This window comes from Providencia sp. PROV003 (assembly GCF_045040775.1).
GTDB classification, from domain to species: Bacteria; Pseudomonadota; Gammaproteobacteria; order Enterobacterales; family Enterobacteriaceae; genus Providencia; species Providencia huashanensis.
In genome coordinates this window covers 1,276,459-1,297,056 of the sequence record NZ_CP096369.1, presented here as the reverse complement: position 1 = coordinate 1,297,056, position 20,598 = coordinate 1,276,459, and the positions used below count along the sequence as shown (strand labels likewise).

Here is a 20,598-nt window from a genome sequence, read left to right as displayed (position 1 = left end):
CCTCCTACAGCACCATGCCGCCGCCAACATTAATCACTTCGCCATTGATATAACGCGCTTTATCGGAAGCCAAAAATGCCACACATTGGCCGACATCACGCGGGTCGCCTGCAAAGCCTGCTGGAATTTTACTGATCATGATGTCCCACACTTTTTCGGGAACACCACGAGTCATATCGGTATCAATAAACCCTGGGCAAATCGCATTCACAGTGACCCCTTTACGTGCCAATTCGCGGCAGGCCGTTTTCGTTAGGCCAATGACACCTGCTTTCGATGCCGCATAATTTGCCTGCCCAACATTCCCTAACCAGCTTGCAGATGAAATATTTACAATGCGTCCGCTGCCTTGTTCGCGCATGAGTTTTGCAGCCTCTTGCATGCAATTAAACGTACCTTTTAGATTGATATCGATAACTTTATCCCAATCATCATCGGTTAATTTATGCAGCATGCCATCACGATTTATCCCTGCGTTATTGACCAATACATCAATGGTGCCAAAATGTTCTTTTGTCTTTAAAAACAACTCATTAACCTGGTCACGCTTCGATATATCGCATGGGATGAAAACAGCTTCATAACCCTTTTCTTGTAATTGCTTCGCACTTTCTTCGCCAGAGGACATCGAAAGGTCAGATATCACCACTTTTGCACCTTCTTCTGCCAATACTTGTGCAATGGCAAACCCTATCCCTCTCGCTGATCCTGTAACAATGGCAACTTTATTTTTGACTAACATGCGTAAATCCCTCTTTAATATTGAGACTATAAATATGAAATCAGATCAAAAGGCGCTTCTTTAAATAATGAAGAGCACATCACTTTTAAATCAGGGGAGATTTCTGGTACAAAATCCATATGAGCAAGAATGTCACGCTCAAGGTCAATTCCCGGGGCGATTTCTACTAACACAGGGACTTTCTCACCCAAGGTAAATACCGCACGCTCCGTGACAAAATGCATAGTTTGGTTAATCTGACGCGCCACATCTGCGTTCCAAGAAATCTGCCTAACGTTATCCACCAACTTGCGGATATCACCTTCACGAATAATCTTTAACTGCCCATTTTCACAACGAATATCTAACCCTTTAGCCGTAAATGTTGAGCAAAAAACGACGTGACGAGCATTCTGCGTGATATCGATAAACCCACCTGCACCCGGGCAAATATTGCCAAGCAAAGTAGCATTAACATGGCCACTGGCATCCATTTCCCCCGCGCCCATATAGGTGATATCTACCCCTGCACCGTTGTAATACAACATTTGGTCTTGGTGGCTGATCATGGCAGAAAGGTTGCGGCCAATACCAAAATCGATTCCCCCCGCTTGAACACCGCCCCAAATACCAGATTCCACAGTGATATCTACGCGTTTGGTCGCATTTTCTTCTTGGATAATTGAACCGATCACATCGTTAGGTATCCCTGTTCCTAAGTTGATCACACAGTTTTCCGTGAGATAACGGCAAGCGATGCGCCCGATCAACTTACGAATATCAAGAGGTAACGGCGTGGTTTGCTGCACTGGCGTTCGAATATCGCCGCACAATGTGGGATCAAAGAACCAACTTGAGGACTGACGATGATCTTCTTCAGGGTTATCACAAACCACAATATGGTCAATAAAACTGGCTGGAACAGTGACACGCTTCGGGTGCAAAGTCCCCTCTTCAACACAATACTTCACCTGAGCAATGACTTTCCCACCAAAGCGTTTTGCCGCTAAAACAGCATGCAATACCTCCAACGACATGGCTTCTTCATCTGTGGTCAAATTACCTTTAGTATCCGCATGTGTACCGCGGATCACAACAACATCCAATGGAATTTCGGGATACCATAACCACGCTTCCCCTTTGAAATTAACTTTCTCCACAAGGGACGGAAGCGCTAATGTTTTCGCATTCATTCTTCCCCCCTCTAAGTCAGGGTCGATAAAAGTCCCTAGCCCAACTTTGGACAAGCGCCCCGGTAGACCAGCCGCCATCGCACCATATAAATGCACCATCTGCCCTTGAGGAAGGCAGTAAGCCTCAACCTGATTATCGTTGATCATCTGCATCCAGCGAGGGGCTAACCCCCAATGTGAACCAATAATGCGTTTCACCATTCCTTGATGAGCAAAATGTTGATTACCCCGAATACGGTTACATTGCCCTGCCGCATGGACTAAAGTTAATTGTTTTGGAGAGCCTTCAGATAAAAAACGTTGCTCAATTGCCGATAAAATAGATTCAGCAGCACTCGTTAAGGTCATTCCCACAGTACAAACTGTATCGCCATCATTAATTAATTTAGCGGCTTCCTGTTTAGAGATAAATTTATTATTCATGATAAAAACCTGCCTAAAGGCTAATATTTCGTAGCCTTTTATTTGATTAATTAAAAACTAATTTAGATGTTAGTTATTTAAAGAGTAATATCGTTTTTTCAAATCTTTTTTACTTATTTTCCCATTCCAAGTTCTAGGGAAATTACGTGTAAATATAATTTTTATAGGAACTTTATAATTTGGAACCCGCTCCTTTAGCCATTCAATAACTTCTTTACTGGTTAAACACACTTGCATTTCTGGAATAATAAATGCGATCGGTTCTTCACCATAAATTGCGCTTTCTATAGGGATAACAGCAACCTCATTGACACCAGGGTAATTAGAAATAAGGTCCTCCATTTCAATGGAATATATTTTCTCACCACCTCGGTTAATCATATCTTTAATTCTATCTTGAATATAAAGGTAGCCCTCATCATCCATATAACCGATGTCCCCAGTAAAAAACCAACCATCTTTAAATGAAGATTTATTCGCAGGGCAATCAGGCCAATAACGCTGGATCACAACATCCCCTTTAACCCAGATATTACCGGTACTATTTGCGGGTTGATCATCACCTTTTTCATTACGGATCGCCACTTGAATCCCCGGTACCGGCGTACCAGAACTTGCTTTTTTATTACTGCTACGAATATCGTCACGGTAAACTGTTGCAGGAGACGATGTTTCCGTTAAGCCATATATAGAATGAATAGATGTCTTTGAAAAAATATATGATAATTCTTTAATTGTGCCTTCATTTAAATGGCCCGCACCACATGCAATCATTCGCAATGTATTAAATCTTTCTAAATTGATACTTTTATTTTCTTTTATTTTTTGAATTAATAATATAAATACTGTTGGTGAACCATGTAAAAATGTTATATTCGACTTCGCAATTGTGGAAATAATCTCTTGTGCATTAAATTTTTTATGTAGATAAATTGTCCCACCAATATGAATAAATAAGGCTAAAATAGCTGAAAGCCCTGTAATGTGGTAAATAGGCACAGCAAGTATTGTTTTGTCTTTCTCAGATAACTGTAATGTTTCCTGATATGCATATATTGCAGATAATATATTTTTATGGGTAATAACAGCACCTTTAGGGGCACCCGTTGTACCTGAAGTAAAAATAATTACAGCAGGGTCATCATTGTCAACCTGATTAATAAAGTTAATTTCATCAGTTAATGTTAAGGCACGCCATTGTGAAAGGCTCATACCTTTTACACTTAATGGAGCTAGCCAAGGTTGATAACTGTCATCCCAAAAAATTGCCTTCGCATTGATATTCAGTACATGTTCTTTTCCTTCAAACTCTTTCATTTTAGTACTTAAAGGAATAACTTGCAGCCCTAACCCCACAGCAGCATAAAATAATTGGCAGAATTCAATGGTATTTCCCCAACCTAATACAATGCGGTCACCTTTATTCAATTGCAAACTGGATGTTAACCAATGCATCGTTTGGTTTACTTTAACCAGTAGCTGGTGATAACTCCAATTTTGCTCTTCAAATACAATGGCTATAGCATCTGGTTGTATTTTTGCTCTATTTAATAAGCTTTGATAAATATTTGAATTTGATGCAAGCATGAGACACTCCAACACAACTGAATATGGCTGATATACTATCAATGTATAAAATGCCACCTCATAAATTAGTGCCAATGTTCACATATTGTTCACACCTTTTTTTTATTTAAGTTAGCTATCTGCACAATCGGTTTGTTAATTATTTTTTACTTAAGTGCCTTTTTTGGCGTTAAAGATGATGATAAATTGAACTATTTGACTTTGGGTATGATTTTCAAACCTCAGTCTTAAGTATATTCATCCCATTTATTGACTCGCTATTGTGCGCATGAACAATCCCCCCACCTAAAGGTAATCTTTGTGTAAATGACTAACTGACTTTCTTAGGTGGCTATTTCATGCATTCTGTGCGGTTCAAGCACCTCCCGCAGTAAAATACGATAAAAAGGTGGCGAATTCATCGCAGATTGCTACAGTGAAGATCATTCAACATAAGATTATTGAAGAGAAAAATCGCCCCCTTTAAAACGGTTAAGGAGATAACTCATGGCAAACTCCCCTTATGTTCCCCCTAAAGTCTGGCAATGGGAACAAGGCAATGGTGGAAAATTCGCGAATATAAACCGCCCAATTTCTGGTGCTACTCACGAAAAGGCATTACCTGTAGGTAAGCACCCACTACAGCTATATTCCTTAGGAACGCCGAACGGACAAAAAGTCACTATCATGTTAGAGGAGCTACTAGCCCTTGGCATTAAAGAGGCTGAATACGACGCTTGGCTAATTAATATTGGTGAAGGCGACCAATTTAGTTCTGGTTTTGTTGAAGTTAACCCTAACTCAAAAATTCCCGCATTAGTAGATAGAAGTGGCGAAGAACCTATTAGAGTATTTGAGTCAGGTTCGATTCTGACGTATTTAGCCGAAAAATTTTCTGCGTTATTACCGACAACCCAACCAGAGCGTGCCGAAACCTTCTCATGGCTATTTTGGCAAATGGGTTCAGCGCCTTTCGCAGGTGGCGGTTTTGGGCATTTCTATGCCTATGCTCCTGAAAAATTCGAATACCCAATTAACCGTTTTGCGATGGAAACCAAGCGCCAACTCGATGTATTAGACAAGCGCTTAGCCAACCATAAATATGTCGCCGGTGACAGCTATACGATTGCAGATATTGCAATTTGGCCATGGTATGGTGCTCTAGTAAAAGGCTGGTTATACGATGCGGCTGAGTTTTTATCTGTCCATGAATATAAAAATGTTATTCGTTGGGCTGATGAAGTTTATGCACGCCCAGCCGTGCAACGTGGACGCCGAGTGAACCGTCTACAAGGTGACCCGGCACAACAAGTCCGCGAACGCCACGATGCGAGTGATATTAGCGAGTAATGTATTAAATGACTCTTACGCGCAAGTAAGTACTCACAAACTTACTTGCGCTTTATTTTATGACTTTCTGCTATATCGCTGTTCTACCCATTGTGCGCACAGCATTAAGCTTAAGCTAATTAATACCGCCAAACAGGCCATTGCCATCCCACTACCTATCGAGCCTTGTTCAAACTGACGCCAAACAAAAATAGATACGGTTTGCATACCCGCTGGGGCTAGCAATAATGAAGAAACTAACTCTCGAGAAGCCACGGCAAAAACTAACATCATGGCTGCGACTAAACTCGGTAATACCAACGGGAAAAGTACCAAACGTAATGTCGTGATAGCTGAAGCACCATGTACCCTTGCAGCATCCGTTAAACTTCCGCCGATTTGGGTTAATGCGGCACTGCAATAACGTACAGGGTAAGGAAGAAGCAAACAACTATAGGCAAGTAGTAAGATCCCCCATGTATGATAGGGTGTTATAGGCCAAAAGGGCTGGTTCCAAGCCAAAATCATCCCTACCGCAATAACAATGCCAGGAATAGAAATTGGCAGTAAAGAAAGCGCATCGATAACAGCAGCACCACGAATACGTTGTGATACAACGATCCAAGCCGATAAGAAACCTAATATCCCTGTCAATATTGCTGTTACAGTCGCTAAAGAAACGCTGGTCAACAATGCTGAAAGAGCCTCTGTTTGCGAGTCAATTAGCCCTGAGAAATGCCTTAACGTCAGGTTATCCCAAGCCAATCCACCTGAAACCGTGGCGGAAAATGCAGTACCAAACATCGCTAATAAAGGCATTCCCACCGCCAAAAAAGCAGTAAATGTAAATATCCCAACAACTGGCCAACGCCAGCCACCTAACGAGCGAGTCACTTGTGCTGCCGCTTTTCCTGTCGTCGTGACAACATTTTTCCCAGAAACAATAGAACGCTGTAAGGTATAAGCCAAAATTGCCATACTCGCCAGCACCAGTGATAACGATGCTGCACCGGGTAAATCAATTGGCCAATCCGCTAAGCGTTGTTCAATATCCGTCGTTAATACTCGAATACCATTAGGCGCACCAATTGCTGCTGGGATACCGTATTCTTCAATCGCTAGAGTAAAAATGAGTAGTAACCCAGCGGCAATCGATGGTAATGATAACGGCAACGTCACTTTAAAAAAGGCCTGCCAAGGGGTAGCGCCATGAACCTGAGCCACATCAGCAAGTCTATTACCATTCGCAGCCATGCTTCTCGATACGGCAAAATACAATACGGGGAATAAATTTAAAGCCATAATCCCCATCATGCCACCTAATGAGAAAATGGCACTTCCTGGGCTCAGACCAAAAAGCTGCTGAGAATAGCCATTGGGTTGCAGAGTTAACATCCATGATAACCCCGCAATATAAGGTGGTATCAAAAAAGGGATTAGAAACAGTAAATCCCAGCCTTTTGCGAAAGGGATATTAAATAAGCCTCGTAGTGCCCCTAAAGGGATAGCAATCATTGCGCTGATGACAGCGACCCCACCACCTAACAACAAAGTATTTTGCAATAACAGTGGAAGCTCTGGCTCATTCAGTAAATGAATAATTGGTTCGAATGGTTGTTCAAATATTCCCTGCCCTAATTGGGGGAAAACCGCCTGTAAAATAATGAAGCTCAAAGGGATCACGACTAAAATGATTAATGCAATGAGCACCAATAAAGGTAAAAAACGAATTTTTATCATTAGAAACAACACTCCTGCCGGGTATTATGCATACCCAGCGGTTTGCTAATTAAAATTACCTTGTTGCATTATTTAACGGAAAAGTGCGCTTAAACGCGTTAGCACTTCACTACGTTCTGCGTTATCTACTGTTGCTTCTGGTAATAATTTGAGTGTTGAAAAATCAGGCCGCTTCCCTTCAATATCAGCCCTAGCAGGCATTAACCAAGCGTTAGCGACTATCGTTTGCCCTTCTGGAGATAATACATAATCAATGAAGGCTTTGGCTTCATCAGGTTGCTTAGTACTGTTTAAAATCATCATCGGGCGAGGCGCAATTACCGTACCGCTACTAGGGAAAATGACTTCAATCGACTCACCATTGGCAATACTGCTATATGCCACATAGTCTACCGCACCAAATACTGCCGCTTTTGCCCCTTGCAATACAGGAGTAAGCGCCTGCGCATTCGGCCCAGAAATCACCATTCCATTGGCTTTTAATTCAGAAAATAATGTCCAAGCAGCCTGTTGTTTGGCATTTTGTAACCCTAAGACTAAATCTAATGATGCACCAGAAAGTGCAGGGTCAGGCATCGTGACTTTATCTTTAAAAGCAGGTTGAGCAAGATCCTGCCAATCTGTAGGTTTTGGTGTGCCACTTTGGCTATTCCACACAATACCCAATGCAGAAACACCTTGGGCGACATAATAAGGTGTTTTAAAACGTGCAGGCACTTGCTGGGCATTTGCGCTTTCATAAGGCAACAGCCAACCTCTTTGTTGCAAATCCTCTGCCGTATCCCATGATGCAGAAATCAACACATCAGCACGGGGATTCGCTTGTTCAGCTTCAAGCCTTGCCATTACTTTCCCGGTTGTAGCTTGAAAAACATTCACTTTAGTGCCTGTTTGTTTTTCAAACCCCGCCGCCAATTGTTTCGCCATAGCGCCAGGCCCTGCGGTATAAACCGTAATTGCTTGGGAAGGAATGGAAAATAATGCACAGGAAAGGCCAAGACTCATTGTGATACCCTTTAGTGAAAATCGGTTCTTTGACAGTAAATTTTGCATAGCGGTCTCTCTCTTCATAATGTGGTCAAACTTTCAATATTTCCATTGCGCATATGTGCAACTTGATGTGCTAGTGCATTAGCCTCTGCGGGGTCATGTGTTACGTATACAGCGGTAGTCCCTAATGCTCTTAGTAATTGAGCCATTTCTGCACAAAGTGATTGGCGTAATGCAACATCAAGATTTGACAAAGGCTCATCGAATAACAAAATTTTAGGCTCAGCAATAATGGCGCGAGCTAAGGCAACACGTTGTTGCTGCCCCCCTGATAAATCAGCGGGTTTCCGCTTAGCAAAATCCACTAACCCCACACGCTTTAAAGCTTCCATAACATGATTTTCGATTTCTGGACGACTGAAACCGCGCATACGCAAAGGGAATGCCACATTTTGAAATACGCTCATATGCGGCCATAACGCATAATCCTGAAATACCATGCCAAGATTGCGCTTTTCAGGAGGAACAAGGCGTTGAGAATTCGCCACCAGTTGATCACCAAAATAAATCGCACCGCCAGAAGGTTGTAATAAACCCGCTAATAATTTAAGCAAAGTACTTTTACCGCAACCAGAAGGCCCTAGTAGCGCAAGGATCGTGCCTTTTTCTACAGATAAATCGATGCCATTTAGTACATATTGGTGTGAAAATGCCTGAGATAAACGTTGAATTGAGATCATCGGTAAGCCCCCCGTTTCCTGCCTACATGGCAAAAGACAGGGAGACTCACTCAAGGAAGAGAGAGTTTGTCGCATAACTATTTGTATCCTCTTTGGGACTTAATCGTTATGGATGATGCTACGGCTTGAATACGTCAAATTGATGACAATTTTATGATTGGATGATGACAGCCTAATTCATGCAAAGATCGCATTTTCATATGGCATCATAAAAAATTAATATTCCATTTTGACAGAATAAAAGTACTTTTTACGAATTAAAAGAAACATAAAAAACACAGTTAAATAACAATAAGAAAACACGCAATTTGATATTAATCACAATTTAAACATTATTATTTAATGAGAGTAATATTAACTCTAATGAATTTTTTACAAACCATCTAAAAACAATATTAATTTCTTATTTAATGATGTTAGCAATCACATAAAACCTTGTTTATTGAAAAAAGATCAACAATCACCCACCTTATTGATGAATTAATTTCAAATGGATTCTATTCACTACTGACTATTGATATGCTTGATTTATCATAAAAAAACCAAGAAAAACATTTTTATTACAAGTTAATAAATTTATTTATTAACAATAGATTCTATTTCGCCATTATTAATAAACCATAAATATTAGAACAATAAATATTTAAAAATTTATTTTTATAGGTACTCCAATTATTTTTAATAAAATGAGGTTCACCTAATATGTCAAATAAAGAAAAAGAAAATGCTCTATTAGATTCCGAATATGAACATGTCCCAGTCCCTATTGAACATCGAAAAAGCTTTGCCTCCGTTTCTGCCGTTTGGTACAGCTTCCCTCTAGTATTAACCAGCGCAGTGATTGGCGGTGTCGTTACAGCAATGCTCGGTTTCAAAATGGGGGTCACTGCAATCCTCGTGGGTAATTTACTTTTATGTTTAGTTATTGGTTCCTTAAGTTATTTAGCAGGAAAAACCGGGGAAAACTTTGCTATTTCGGCTAAAAAAACATTTGGACAGCGTGGATATATTGCAGTTTCAGGGTTGCTGGCAACCGTCGTTATAGGTTGGTTTGCTCTGATGGTTGGCCTAACTGGCGACACAATGTTTCGTTCATTTGGACAGAACCTATTACTGATGACTATCTTAGGTGGTGTGCTTTATGTTGGAGCCACATTCATAGGCATAAAAGCATTAGCCTTTCTGGGCTATATTGCAGCCCCGATGTATTTAATCCTCGGCATTATTTCTGTTGTTATTGCTATGAAAAATGGCTCATCAGATATTATTAATTATCAGCCTGCGGTTGGTGCTGGCGTACTTTCATTCGGTGTCGCTGTAACGATGATCTTCTCCACCTTTACCGATTCAGGTACCATGACCGCAGATTTCACCCGCTGGGCAAAAAATGGTAAACAAGGTTTTTTAGCTGCATTTACCGCCTTCCCAATTTCCAAGTTCTTTGCAGAAGTGATTGGCGCAATAATTGTAGCCACCGGAGTGGTATTGCACCCAGAAGTGACTGGCGGAGATTTTATTACGATCCTAGCCAATGCTAGCCCGTTACTTTCTATTTTGGCTATCATTTTTGTTTTTGTTAACTTAGGCGTGGGCTGTACTCATTGTTTATACAATGGTGCTGTTGGTTGGTCACATATTACAAAAGGAAAAATGAGAACCTTAACGATTATCCTTGGTGTGATTGGGATTATCGTTGCGGTGACAGGGATTTGGAATGCATTCCAAACTTGGTTAAATTTACTTGGATTGATTGTTCCACCTATTGCGGCAATTATTATCATGGACCAATTAGTCTTAAAAAGAAAAAATGATGAGTCAAAAAATTGGCAACCTTTAGCTTTTATCTCTTGGATATTAGCATCAGGAATTGCATTAATTGTGAATGCCTACGCTCCTGAGTTATCAGTCGTGGTTGCAGGGTTAATATCTTCTTCGCTCATCTACCTTATTGGCCATAATTTCACTAAATAGATAAACACAATTGGGGGAGAACTATTCCCCCAATCCCCCTCTCAAATCGGATTCATTTAATTATGATTCATTACAATGATGTGGCGACTCTTTTCCCTGTTAAATGTCCCCCCACATACCGTTGATAGCGTGTAGGCTTTAATTTAGTTAAGTCGACTAATATCAAACCATCAACACAGTCATTAAAAGCTGGGTCTGAACCAAAATCCATAAACTGTACGCCCCCAGGCTCACACAGTTCTGTATATTGCTTATAAAGTGTCGGAATCGAACAGCCGATATTATTGAGTAAGCTCTTTAATTTAATTAAATCTTCTTGGTAGTTATCTCCCGCAAATTGGGCAAGCACTTGCGGTAAGGAAGCGGGATAAGGCTGGCGTGATTGTGCCATTGTCTGTTTTGCAGAAAAATAGAGCCGATAAAATGCAATTAATAAATCCCTTGCAGCTACTGGCATCGCACCAGAAATAGACACTGGACCAAATAAATAACGATATTGTGGGTACTTGGCTAAATAGGCGCCTATTCCCAACCATAAATAATCTAAACCTCGTTTGCCCCAATATTTAGGCTGAATAAAACTTCTTCCTAACTCAATCCCTTGAGCAAGAATAGGTAACATTTTTTGGTCATAGTGAAATAAGCTATAACTGTAAATACCGGCTAACCCTTTCACAGCCAATTGTTTCTCAGTTGGGATAAAACGATAGGCACCCACAATATCCAGCTCATCTTCATCCCAAAGGATCAGATGACAATAGTCATCATCGTAGCTATCTAAATCACGACGTTTTCCAGACCCTTCACCGACAGCGCGAAAAGCAATTTCCCGTAATCGGCCTAACTCACGAAGTATAGGCGACCTGATATCTTGATTTCGTTGATAAAGATAAATCATTTTGCCATCAGGCAATGTCCCCAAATGCTCGCAAGCAACTAACGCTTTTTTTAATTCTGAACGGTCTTCAGGTAGTGCAATGGCTGATTCACTAGTAAATAACCCCGCTTTACCCTTACCCAGTAAATACACATGACGACGAAATCGTTCTGCTAATTCATGAGCCTTCATATGCCCATTATGCCAATGTGTAAATGGTATACGCCCACCAATCCGTATTTTTATTTGTTTACCTTGTTGCTTAAACATTTCCCTGACTAACATTAACGTTGATAAAGGGCGATAAACCATCGAGGTGAGATAAAATAAATAACTATTACGCCCTTGAACATGAATGGGAACAATAACAGCCCGGGCTTTCGCTGCTAAACGCAAAAAACCACTACGCCAATGTCCATCACGTATACCTTTGCGGCTAACCCTAGAAACCTCCCCCGCAGGGAAAATAATCAAAGCCCCTTGGTTATTCAAATGTTGTTGCATATTGGAAACTTGTTGGCGACTGGTTCTACTCTTTATATTGTCAACAGGAATAAACAAGCTACTTAGTGGCTCAATATAACTCAGAAATTGGTTAGCTACGATTTTAACGTCGGGACGAACTGTAGCCACCGCTCGTAATATCGCGAGGCCATCCAAAGAACCAATCGGGTGATTTGCCACTAAAACAACTGGCCCCTGAGTAGGGATATTTTCTAAATCTCTTTCGGCAAATTCACTGCGAATATCAAAGTACTCCATAACCTGTTCTATCAGGTCAAAACCTTTTAAATGTGGGTAATTAAGCGCAAATTGATTAAATTCCTTTTCGAAAAGCAAGCGCTTCAATATACGACGCTTCCATACTGAAGGTAGCTGCTGTGGGTAAATATCGTGGAGCAAGGTATCGACACTAAACATAATGCTATCTCCTAGCTTAGTTACAAGGAACTTAAGTCAGGCTCATGACAATGAAATGTCTTTTTTATGACAAAATAATGAAGCGATAAAAAAAGATAATGTCAGTGGGGGTTAATAAATATATTTTACAATTATTCCGATACAACAATAACGAGAGAAAATAGAATTTATTTTAAAAATTAGAAAAAATTTACATATTATATTCAATATTAAAATATGCATTTAATTTACAACAATATCAAAAAAGCATAAAAATATATTTTTCTACTTGCATTTACTTAGATTAATTAAAAATAAAGGGGAAGCCATCATTAAAGGTAACTTGTTTTTAAAATTTAGACTTTCTCACATCATGATGTAAGCTAAAAATTAATTCACATATAATTCAATCAAGTACAATAATTAAAATTGATTATTTTTCTTTTTAGTTTGATTGATAGGCAAATCTTATTTCAGCAATCGTTTAAACCGATGGCCATCGTTGATAAAAATCAAGAACCTTTCAGCTTTATTTATCCATCATAGTCCGGCTGTAGAATTATATTAATTAAAAATATTTAAATATATTTGACCGCAATCTTCCAAGGATAGTGTAATGAAAAAGCTTACTCGCATTACGGTCGCTGTCATATTTTTGCTTTTACTCGGATATTTTGGGTTATCTGGTTACGTTTGGTATCACGATAATCAACGTAGACAAAATAATGACATTCAGACATCTAAAATTGCAGAAAATAATCAAGTCCTCCGTTTTTTTGACGAAAAAGGATGCGATTACTGCCATACTCCATCAGCTGATTTACCCGCCTATGCATCATTCCCCATCGCAAAACAATTGATGGAATATGATATTCAACTCGGCTATAAATCATTTAACCTCGAAGCCGCACGCGCTGCTCTTATCGCTGGAGAACCTGTTCCACAAAGTGAATTAAACAAAATTGAGTGGGTTATGCAGAACCACACGATGCCGCCAACTCGCTATGTCGCACTTCATTGGGCGAGCAGTGTCAGTGATGAAGAACGAACTAAACTTCTTGATTGGATAGCCAAGCAACGAGCAGAACATTACGCAAGTGAAGATATGGCTGCTGAACATCGTAATGAACCAATCCAGCCTATTCCCAAATCACTGGAAGTCGATGACAAAAAAGTCGCTTTAGGTTTCCGCCTCTACCATGATGCGCGTCTATCTGGCGATAGTACTATCTCTTGTGCCCATTGCCATGCGTTAAATGCCGGCGGGGTTGATGGTCGTAAAACATCAATTGGTGTTGGCGGTGCAGTAGGACCTATCAATGCACCAACGGTATTTAACTCCGTATTTAACGTTGAGCAATTCTGGGATGGACGAGCACCTGACTTACAAGCTCAAGCCGGTGGGCCGCCATTAAACCCAATTGAAATGGCCTCAAAATCTTGGGATGAAATCATTGTTAAATTGGATCAGGACCCTGTTTTAAAAAGCGATTTCAATGCCGTCTATCCTGAAGGTTTTACAGGCGATACCATTACCGATGCCATTGCCGAGTTTGAGAAAACATTAATTACCCCGGATTCTCCATTCGATAATTGGTTAAGAGGTGATAACGGTGCACTGACCGCTCAACAATTACATGGCTACCAACTATTTAAAGAGAATAAATGTGCAACTTGCCATGGGGGAATTATTCTCGGCGGTCGCTCTTTCGAACCTCTAGGCTTGAAGAAAGATTATGAATTCGGTGAAATAACTGCACAAGATATTGGCCGTATGAATGTGACTTCCGATGAACGCGATAAGCTACGTCAGAAAGTCCCAACACTGCGTAATGTCGAGCTAACCGCACCTTATTTCCACCGTGGTGATGTGGCAACCTTAGACGAAGCCGTTAAACTGATGCTGCGTTATCAAGTGGGTAAAGAACTCCCACAAAAAGATGTCGATGATATTGTGGCCTTCTTGAAAAGTTTAACGGGTGTGTATACACCTTATGTACAACAAGGCGAAAAAACACCCTAAGCTACAATAACAATTAATAGAAACCAATAGCACCAACCCTATAACTGGATGGTGCTATTTTTTACTCGGCGTTTTCCTTGTAATACACTGTTTTTGCTAAAACAGGCTGTGTGATTTGTTGCTGATAGCCAGCAAGCGTCTCTTTGGTCAATTTCGCTACTGCAATATAAAAAGCACTGTCTGCTGTATCCGCTAAAGTATCCAAAAAATGTTCAGACCAAGGTAAAAGATGCCACGCGAGTAGCTCTTCAAGATCGTCTCGCCTATTTTGCTCTGCTAACCAAGCCGCTAACATCAAGACCAAGCCAATATGGTCTTCAGGCTCTTTTTGGGTCGTCACAGGTTCAATGCCTTTTGTACGCATCCATTGACGAAGCTCAACAGTTGAATCACCGAAAATAATATTTTCTTTATCTAACCAAACTGAGCCCCAAGGGGGAGCTGGTAAAGCATAAGGCCCGATAAATAAACGCTGCCAGGCTTCGTTCAAGGGTTCTTCATCGTGAATACTGGACTGAAAAAATTGACTTATGGTAGTTAAAGACGGTAAGTCAAATGGCCATTCTTCATGCCATGTCGGTTCCTGCAAAATAGCAACAATATCCGTATTATTTTCACTATCTGGGGCGAAATAAAATAAAGAACCGAGAACGCGTCCAGTAATTGCTACCTGTTCAAGAAATCGCGTGTCTTGCATATTCATTGTCTCTGCGGTGGTCAGCGTAGGGACCCCCCTACGCTGAAAAGTTTACTATTAAGCAACAGCCATACCGACTGTCATATGTAAACCATAGAATAGTCCACGTCCAATCAATTCACCAAACAACACCAATAATGTGCCGATCAACAAACTTACCGCAGAAGGTTGACTTTGACGGAAAATTGGCAAGATCCACAATAACAAGCCAAGGCTTGTAGCCACTAAACGGATCATTTGCAATAAGCCGTAGTCAGGGACTAAATCACTCGCTTTTTGTACTGAGCTAGCGATTAGCGCTATTTCACCACTTTGTAGTAACACCGATGCGATAGTCACAATATAGGCAATAATACTGATTGCCGCTAACTTACCGCTATGAAGGGGAAATTTAGCGATTCGCAGTAACAATGTCCCTAAGATAGGCCCCACCACAAACACCGTCATAAAGAAGCCGATAGTGGTATGTGGCGTGTCCCATGTCGGTACAGTACTAATCATATAGACGCGAGTCATAGCCCAGACAAAGACTAACCCCATTAGCATTGTAAGGATCAACCAAATTTTACCTAACCCCTCAGGCATTTTCTTCAGCGCAGATAGCAGCCACCAAAGCCCCCCGAGGGCAAAAAAGATTGAACCAAACAGCACTTCATTACTTAATGAAGATGCAAATACACGGTTCATCGAGTTAAAGGCCCGTAATGGTGACCCCATATGCATCATAGAGGCTAAGAAGCCTAGCCCCATTAGCACCCATAGCACTAGCATGGCATTAACAATGCGCTGTTTTTGCTGTTTATCATCAGTCGATAGCCATGCAAGTCCGGTCACAATCGCACCACCTGCTATACTTTGGCCTAAAACGGTGAATAAAATCAGCGGCCATTCATGTAATCCGTTGCCCATCTTAGACCTCCCGTGGATTGGCTAAATGACCCGTCGTATCATTGACAGGGCGACTATTGGCGTTAGGTTTAATCACAATATTTGGCTTGGTATAATGCGCTTCAGGTAATGGCGCTATCTCAGCCAAATTGCCGTGAGTTTTACGTAACTCGTCAATAGGACCAAAATCGAGGGCTCGCAGTGGGCAAGATTCTGCACAAATCGGTTTTTTCCCTTCTGCCACTCGCTCATAACAGCCATCACATTTTGTCATATGACCTTTTTCCGCATTAAACTGCGGTGCACCATATGGACAAGCCATATGGCAATAACGGCAGCCAATACAGACACTTTCATCTACGACCACAAAGCCGTCTTCACGTTTATGCATCGCACCACTCGGGCACACCTTGACACACGCAGGGTCTTCACAGTGGTTGCAGGAGATTGACAGGTAGTAACTAAAGACGTTTTGATGCCATACACCGTTATCTTCTTGCCAATCTCCCCCTGTGTACTCGTAAATACGTCGAAAATTCACTTCAGGAGATAAATTTTTGTAATCTTTACAGGCTAATTCGCATGTTTTACACCCCGTACAACGGGCTGAGTCAATATAAAAACCATATTGGGTTGTCATGATTTATCTCCTCCCTATACCCTAGCCACTTCAACAAGATTACTGTGCTGAGGGTTACCCTTTGCCAGCGGTGACGGACGCTGCGTGGTCAATACGTTAAGGCTCCCACCGTGGTCTATCTTGTTTTCATCTGGTGCATACCAAGCCCCTTCCCCCATCGCAACCACCCCCGGTATAATCCTTGGTGTTACTTTGGCATTGATATGAACCTCACCCCTATCATTAAAAATACGCACCATATCGCCATTTTTGATGTTGCGACGTTTTGCATCAATCGGGTTAATCCACATCTCTTGTAAACAAGCTGCCTTAAGCACATCGACGTTGCCATAAGTTGAGTGAACTCGTGATTTATAGTGAAAACCACTAAGTTGCAAAGGATACTTATCCGTAAGTTTGTCATCATGGCTTTCAAAGCCAGGAGAATACATTGGGAGAGGAGAAATCAGGTCGCCTTCATCCAATGTCCATGTCTTCGCGATATCCGCTAAGCGTGATGAATAGATCTCAATTTTGCCCGATGGCGTATTTAGTGGGTTAGCAATAGGGTCTTGTCGGAAGGCTTGGTGTGCCACCACATGTCCCTGCGGATTCATTTTTTTGTAGATCCCTTGCTGCTGGAAGGTCTCAAAATCAGGGAGTTCTGGCAGTTTTTCTCTTGAAATTTCATATAAATGGCGTAACCACTCTTCTTGTGTTCGCCCTTCGGTAAATTTCTCTTCCACCCCCATACGACGTGCAATTTGCGTACACATTTCGTACACAGTTTTACTTTCAAAGCGAGGTTCAATTGCCTGACTGGCAAAAATGACATAGCCCATATTACTGGCAGCACCATCTAAACAAAAATCCATTTGTTCCGAGGCCGTACAGTCTGGCAGGACTAAGTCTGCATATTTTGCCGAAGCCGTCATATGATTATCAATCACAACAATCATTTCACACTTTTTATCATCCTGAAGAATTTCATGTGTTTTATTAATATCTGAGTGTTGATTGATTAAACTGTTACTCGCGTAGTTCCAAATAAATTTAATTGGCACATCTAGTTTGTCTTTACCCCGAACACCATCGCGAGTTGCGGTCATTTCAGGGCCGCGTTCAATAGCATCTGTCCATAAGAATACAGAGATACTGGTTTTAACTGGGTTTTCAAGGGTTGGCATGCGTTCAAATGGAATATCGTAATTCCCTTCGCGGGCCCCTGTATTCCCCCCGCTAATTCCCACATTGCCAGTCAAAATCGGCAACATCGCAATAGCTCTCGCTGTCTGCTCACCATTTGAATGGCGCTGAGGCCCCCAACCTTGGCTAATATAAGCTGGTTTTGCTGAACCGATTTCACGCGCGAGTTTAATGATTTTATCAGCCGGAATACCGGTGATTTGCGCAGCCCATTGTGGTGTTTTTTCTACACCATCATCCCCTTGACCTAAAATATACGCTTTATAGTGGCCATTTTTCGGCGCATCCGCAGGGAGGGTTTTCTCATCATACCCAACGCAGTATTTATCTAAGAAAGGTTGGTCAACCATGTCTTCTGTGATTAACACATGAGCAAGCCCCGCGACCAATGCAGCATCAGTACCAGGTCGGATCGGTATCCATTCATCTTCGCGCCCTGCTGCCGTATCAGTATAGCGAGGGTCAATAACAATCATGCGTGCATTCGAACGCTCACGCGCTTGCTCTAATTGATAAGTAATACCACCACCGCTCATTCGCGTTTCAGCTGGGTTATTACCAAATAGCACCACTAACTTAGAGTTTTCGATATCAGAAACACTGTTTCCTGCCCCACTGCCATAGGTATAAGGCATCGCACAGCTAATTTGTGCCGTACTGTATGTGCCATAGTGGTTTAAATAACCACCTGTACAATTCATTAGGCGTGCAATAGGTGAGTTGGCCGGCGGCCACGAACGAGCAACCGTCCCCCCTAGAGTCCCCGTACCATAGTTCAAATAGACCGCTTCATTACCGTAATCGGCAATGATACGTTTTAGATTGTCACTGATTAAATCGTAGGCCTCTTCCCAACTAATTTGCTTAAACTTCCCCTCACCTCGCGCACCAACACGCAACATTGGGTATTTCAAGCGGTCAGGGTTATACACACGGCGGCGCATAGAGCGACCACGTAAACACGCTTTTACCTGATGTTTGTCTCCGTAAACATCATCGCCTGTGTTGTCGGTTTCGACATACTTAATTTCACCGTCGACCACATGCATCCGTAACGGGCAACGGCTACCACAGTTAACCGTACATGCGCTCCAAACAATTTTTTCCTTGGGTGTCATTGTTTGTGATGCAGTTTCATTCGTATTCGCGGCACTGCAAAAGGGTAAACTTAATGCACCACTGGCAAGCGCTAGCCCACCTGCAGTACCTGTTTGCATTAATTTCCTACGGCTGATTTCCGATTGGAGCAACCTATCAGATAATGCTTTATCCATATCTGCCTCACTTAACATTGCTTCTTAAAGTTTAAATAGCTTTATTAAAATTTTTTTGTATTTAGCTAAGTTATGTAATTTCAATGGTTATTCTATAGACAGGTCAGAATGGAGCCTTGTGCGCGATCAATAATCCATTACAAAATGTAAGGTTTATTGACACAAAAAATAACTAAAGTTAAATTTATAAAGTTAATCCACTTTCTGTTAAAAAGTTAATTTAATATCGATTAATCTATTACCTTTATTAAGAAGTATTAGTTAATATGCCTAACTATACATTTAATTTAAGTCAATTGATTTTATTTTAGATAACTATTAGAATAAAAAAATATAAGAACCATCCTCAATATTAAATTTTATTTCATTGTGCAAATGAACAAATGATTTAACAATTGAATATATAATAAACATTGCCATCTTCACATTATTCCAGCGTTATTCCCCTACTATTAAGATTCTCTATAACTAATTAACCCAATCGTGTAAGTAATCACACTCCCGAAACCCATTAAATAACCCTAGTTTAAATAATGTTATTAGTAGGATTTGAAAAATGAAAATAAATATATTATTGGATTTAAAAAACAATTTAGGGGAAGGCCCTATATGGGATGTAGAACAACAACGTTTATATTGGATTGATAGCTTAGATGGACGAGTATTTTCATGTACAGAAAAAGGAACTGAAATTAAATGTTGGGATGTTAGGCAAAAAATAGGCTCAATGGCTTTATGCAAAGACGGTCATTCGGCTATAGTCGCCCTAGAAAAAGGAATATATATTCTTGACTTTATAACAGGTGAAACTCATCTTCTGCACGCACCTGAAAGTGACAAACCTAACAATAGGTTTAATGATGGAAAAGTCGATAGACAAGGACGCTTTGTTGTCGGCTCTATGGACATGCAAGAAGATAACCCATCAGGGGCGTTATATCGATTAAATACAGACCACTCACTCCATAAAATAGAACAAAACATTATTGTTTCTAATGCACCTTGTTGGTCACCAAACGGTGATATTTTTTATTTTGCTGATACATGGACAGGGGAAATATGGAAATATGATTATGACGTATCGACAGGTAATATTAATAATCGCCAGACATTCTGCAAAGTCGATACATCAACAGGAGGCGCTGCAGATGGAGCAACTGTTGACAGTGAAGGCTACCTTTGGAATGCACTCGTTTATGCAGGGAAAATCGTGAGATATAACCCCGACGGCGATATTGACAGAATTATCGAAATGCCAGTTAAAAAGGTCACCAGCGTCGCTTTTGGCGGCGAAAATTTAGATATTTTATATGTTACTTCAATGGCAAGGCCACCATTACCTCGCTTCCCTGAAGATGGTCAATTAAGAGGAAGCGTATTCTCAATACATAATCTTGGTGTAAAGGGTATAGCTGAAAAAAGATTTGGTGGGTAGATAAAC

General features: G+C 40.9%; 15 protein-coding genes. 4 read left to right on the top strand and 11 right to left on the bottom strand.

Annotation, left to right across the window (positions count from 1 at the left end; translation table 11 throughout):
• Positions 1 to 4 precede the first annotated feature (4 nt).
• The 3 genes from fabG to M1F14_RS05935 all read right to left on the bottom strand — a co-directional run bounded on the left by fabG (position 5) and on the right by M1F14_RS05935 (position 3,924).
• Complete coding sequence (gene fabG, locus M1F14_RS05945) at positions 5 to 742, bottom strand: 3-oxoacyl-ACP reductase FabG (protein ID WP_048605961.1); 738 nt, start codon at positions 740 to 742, stop codon at positions 5 to 7.
• A 26-nt stretch (positions 743 to 768) separates the two neighbouring features.
• Entirely contained in the window at positions 769 to 2,337 is a 1,569-nt protein-coding gene (locus tag M1F14_RS05940) for an acyl CoA:acetate/3-ketoacid CoA transferase (RefSeq protein WP_042845603.1), read from the bottom strand.
• A 69-nt stretch (positions 2,338 to 2,406) separates the two neighbouring features.
• Entirely contained in the window at positions 2,407 to 3,924 is a 1,518-nt protein-coding gene (locus M1F14_RS05935; RefSeq protein WP_042845604.1) for a class I adenylate-forming enzyme family protein, read from the bottom strand.
• 486 nt (positions 3,925 to 4,410) lie between these two features.
• On the opposite strand from M1F14_RS05935, the gene yghU reads away from it, so the two are divergent.
• Positions 4,411 to 5,253 carry a glutathione-dependent disulfide-bond oxidoreductase gene (yghU, locus tag M1F14_RS05930; RefSeq protein ID WP_042845605.1) on the top strand — a complete coding sequence of 281 codons (843 nt, stop codon included), beginning with the start codon at positions 4,411 to 4,413 and terminating at the stop codon, positions 5,251 to 5,253.
• A gap of 57 nt (positions 5,254 to 5,310) precedes the next feature.
• Here yghU and M1F14_RS05925 read toward each other — a convergent pair whose 3' ends face one another.
• The 3 genes from M1F14_RS05925 to M1F14_RS05915 form a co-directional block, all read right to left on the bottom strand.
• Positions 5,311 to 6,972 carry an iron ABC transporter permease gene (locus tag M1F14_RS05925; protein WP_166686578.1) on the bottom strand — a complete coding sequence of 554 codons (1,662 nt, stop codon included), beginning with the start codon at positions 6,970 to 6,972 and terminating at the stop codon, positions 5,311 to 5,313.
• A gap of 72 nt (positions 6,973 to 7,044) precedes the next feature.
• The gene (locus M1F14_RS05920; protein ID WP_370661197.1) at positions 7,045 to 7,977 is read right to left on the bottom strand and encodes an ABC transporter substrate-binding protein; all 933 of its coding nucleotides are present in this window, start codon (positions 7,975 to 7,977) and stop codon (positions 7,045 to 7,047) included.
• Between the two features lie 62 nt (positions 7,978 to 8,039).
• Complete coding sequence (locus tag M1F14_RS05915) at positions 8,040 to 8,702, bottom strand: ABC transporter ATP-binding protein (protein ID WP_048605956.1); 663 nt, start codon at positions 8,700 to 8,702, stop codon at positions 8,040 to 8,042.
• Positions 8,703 to 9,404: 702 nt separating this feature from the next.
• On the opposite strand from M1F14_RS05915, the gene M1F14_RS05910 reads away from it, so the two are divergent.
• The gene (locus M1F14_RS05910; RefSeq protein ID WP_042845612.1) at positions 9,405 to 10,673 is read left to right on the top strand and encodes a cytosine permease; all 1,269 of its coding nucleotides are present in this window, start codon (positions 9,405 to 9,407) and stop codon (positions 10,671 to 10,673) included.
• Positions 10,674 to 10,743: 70 nt separating this feature from the next.
• Here M1F14_RS05910 and M1F14_RS05905 read toward each other — a convergent pair whose 3' ends face one another.
• Entirely contained in the window at positions 10,744 to 12,471 is a 1,728-nt protein-coding gene (locus tag M1F14_RS05905) for a lysophospholipid acyltransferase family protein (protein WP_042845613.1), read from the bottom strand.
• 595 nt (positions 12,472 to 13,066) lie between these two features.
• On the opposite strand from M1F14_RS05905, the gene M1F14_RS05900 reads away from it, so the two are divergent.
• Positions 13,067 to 14,473: a cytochrome-c peroxidase gene (locus tag M1F14_RS05900; protein ID WP_131680060.1), complete on the top strand. Its 1,407-nt coding sequence runs from the start codon at positions 13,067 to 13,069 to the stop codon at positions 14,471 to 14,473.
• A 61-nt stretch (positions 14,474 to 14,534) separates the two neighbouring features.
• On the opposite strand, the gene dmsD is transcribed toward M1F14_RS05900, so the two are convergent.
• The 4 genes from dmsD to M1F14_RS05880 are packed head-to-tail and all read right to left on the bottom strand — an operon-like array spanning position 14,535 to position 19,157.
• Positions 14,535 to 15,170 (bottom strand): Tat proofreading chaperone DmsD, encoded by a 636-nt coding sequence (gene dmsD, locus M1F14_RS05895; protein ID WP_042845935.1) that lies wholly within the window; start codon positions 15,168 to 15,170, stop codon positions 14,535 to 14,537.
• A gap of 57 nt (positions 15,171 to 15,227) precedes the next feature.
• The gene (locus tag M1F14_RS05890; RefSeq protein WP_042845615.1) at positions 15,228 to 16,079 is read right to left on the bottom strand and encodes a DmsC/YnfH family molybdoenzyme membrane anchor subunit; all 852 of its coding nucleotides are present in this window, start codon (positions 16,077 to 16,079) and stop codon (positions 15,228 to 15,230) included.
• Between the two features lies 1 nt (position 16,080).
• Positions 16,081 to 16,698, bottom strand: a complete 618-nt coding sequence (locus M1F14_RS05885) for a DMSO/selenate family reductase complex B subunit (RefSeq protein WP_042845616.1) — start codon at positions 16,696 to 16,698, stop codon at positions 16,081 to 16,083.
• Between the two features lie 14 nt (positions 16,699 to 16,712).
• On the bottom strand, positions 16,713 to 19,157 hold the full coding sequence (locus M1F14_RS05880; RefSeq protein ID WP_129466518.1) for a DMSO/selenate family reductase complex A subunit: 2,445 nt from the start codon (positions 19,155 to 19,157) through the stop codon (positions 16,713 to 16,715).
• 556 nt (positions 19,158 to 19,713) lie between these two features.
• Between M1F14_RS05880 and M1F14_RS05875 the strand changes: the two genes are divergently transcribed.
• Positions 19,714 to 20,592, top strand: a complete 879-nt coding sequence (locus M1F14_RS05875; RefSeq protein ID WP_048605952.1) for an SMP-30/gluconolactonase/LRE family protein — start codon at positions 19,714 to 19,716, stop codon at positions 20,590 to 20,592.
• The last annotated feature ends 6 nt before the right edge of the window (positions 20,593 to 20,598 follow it).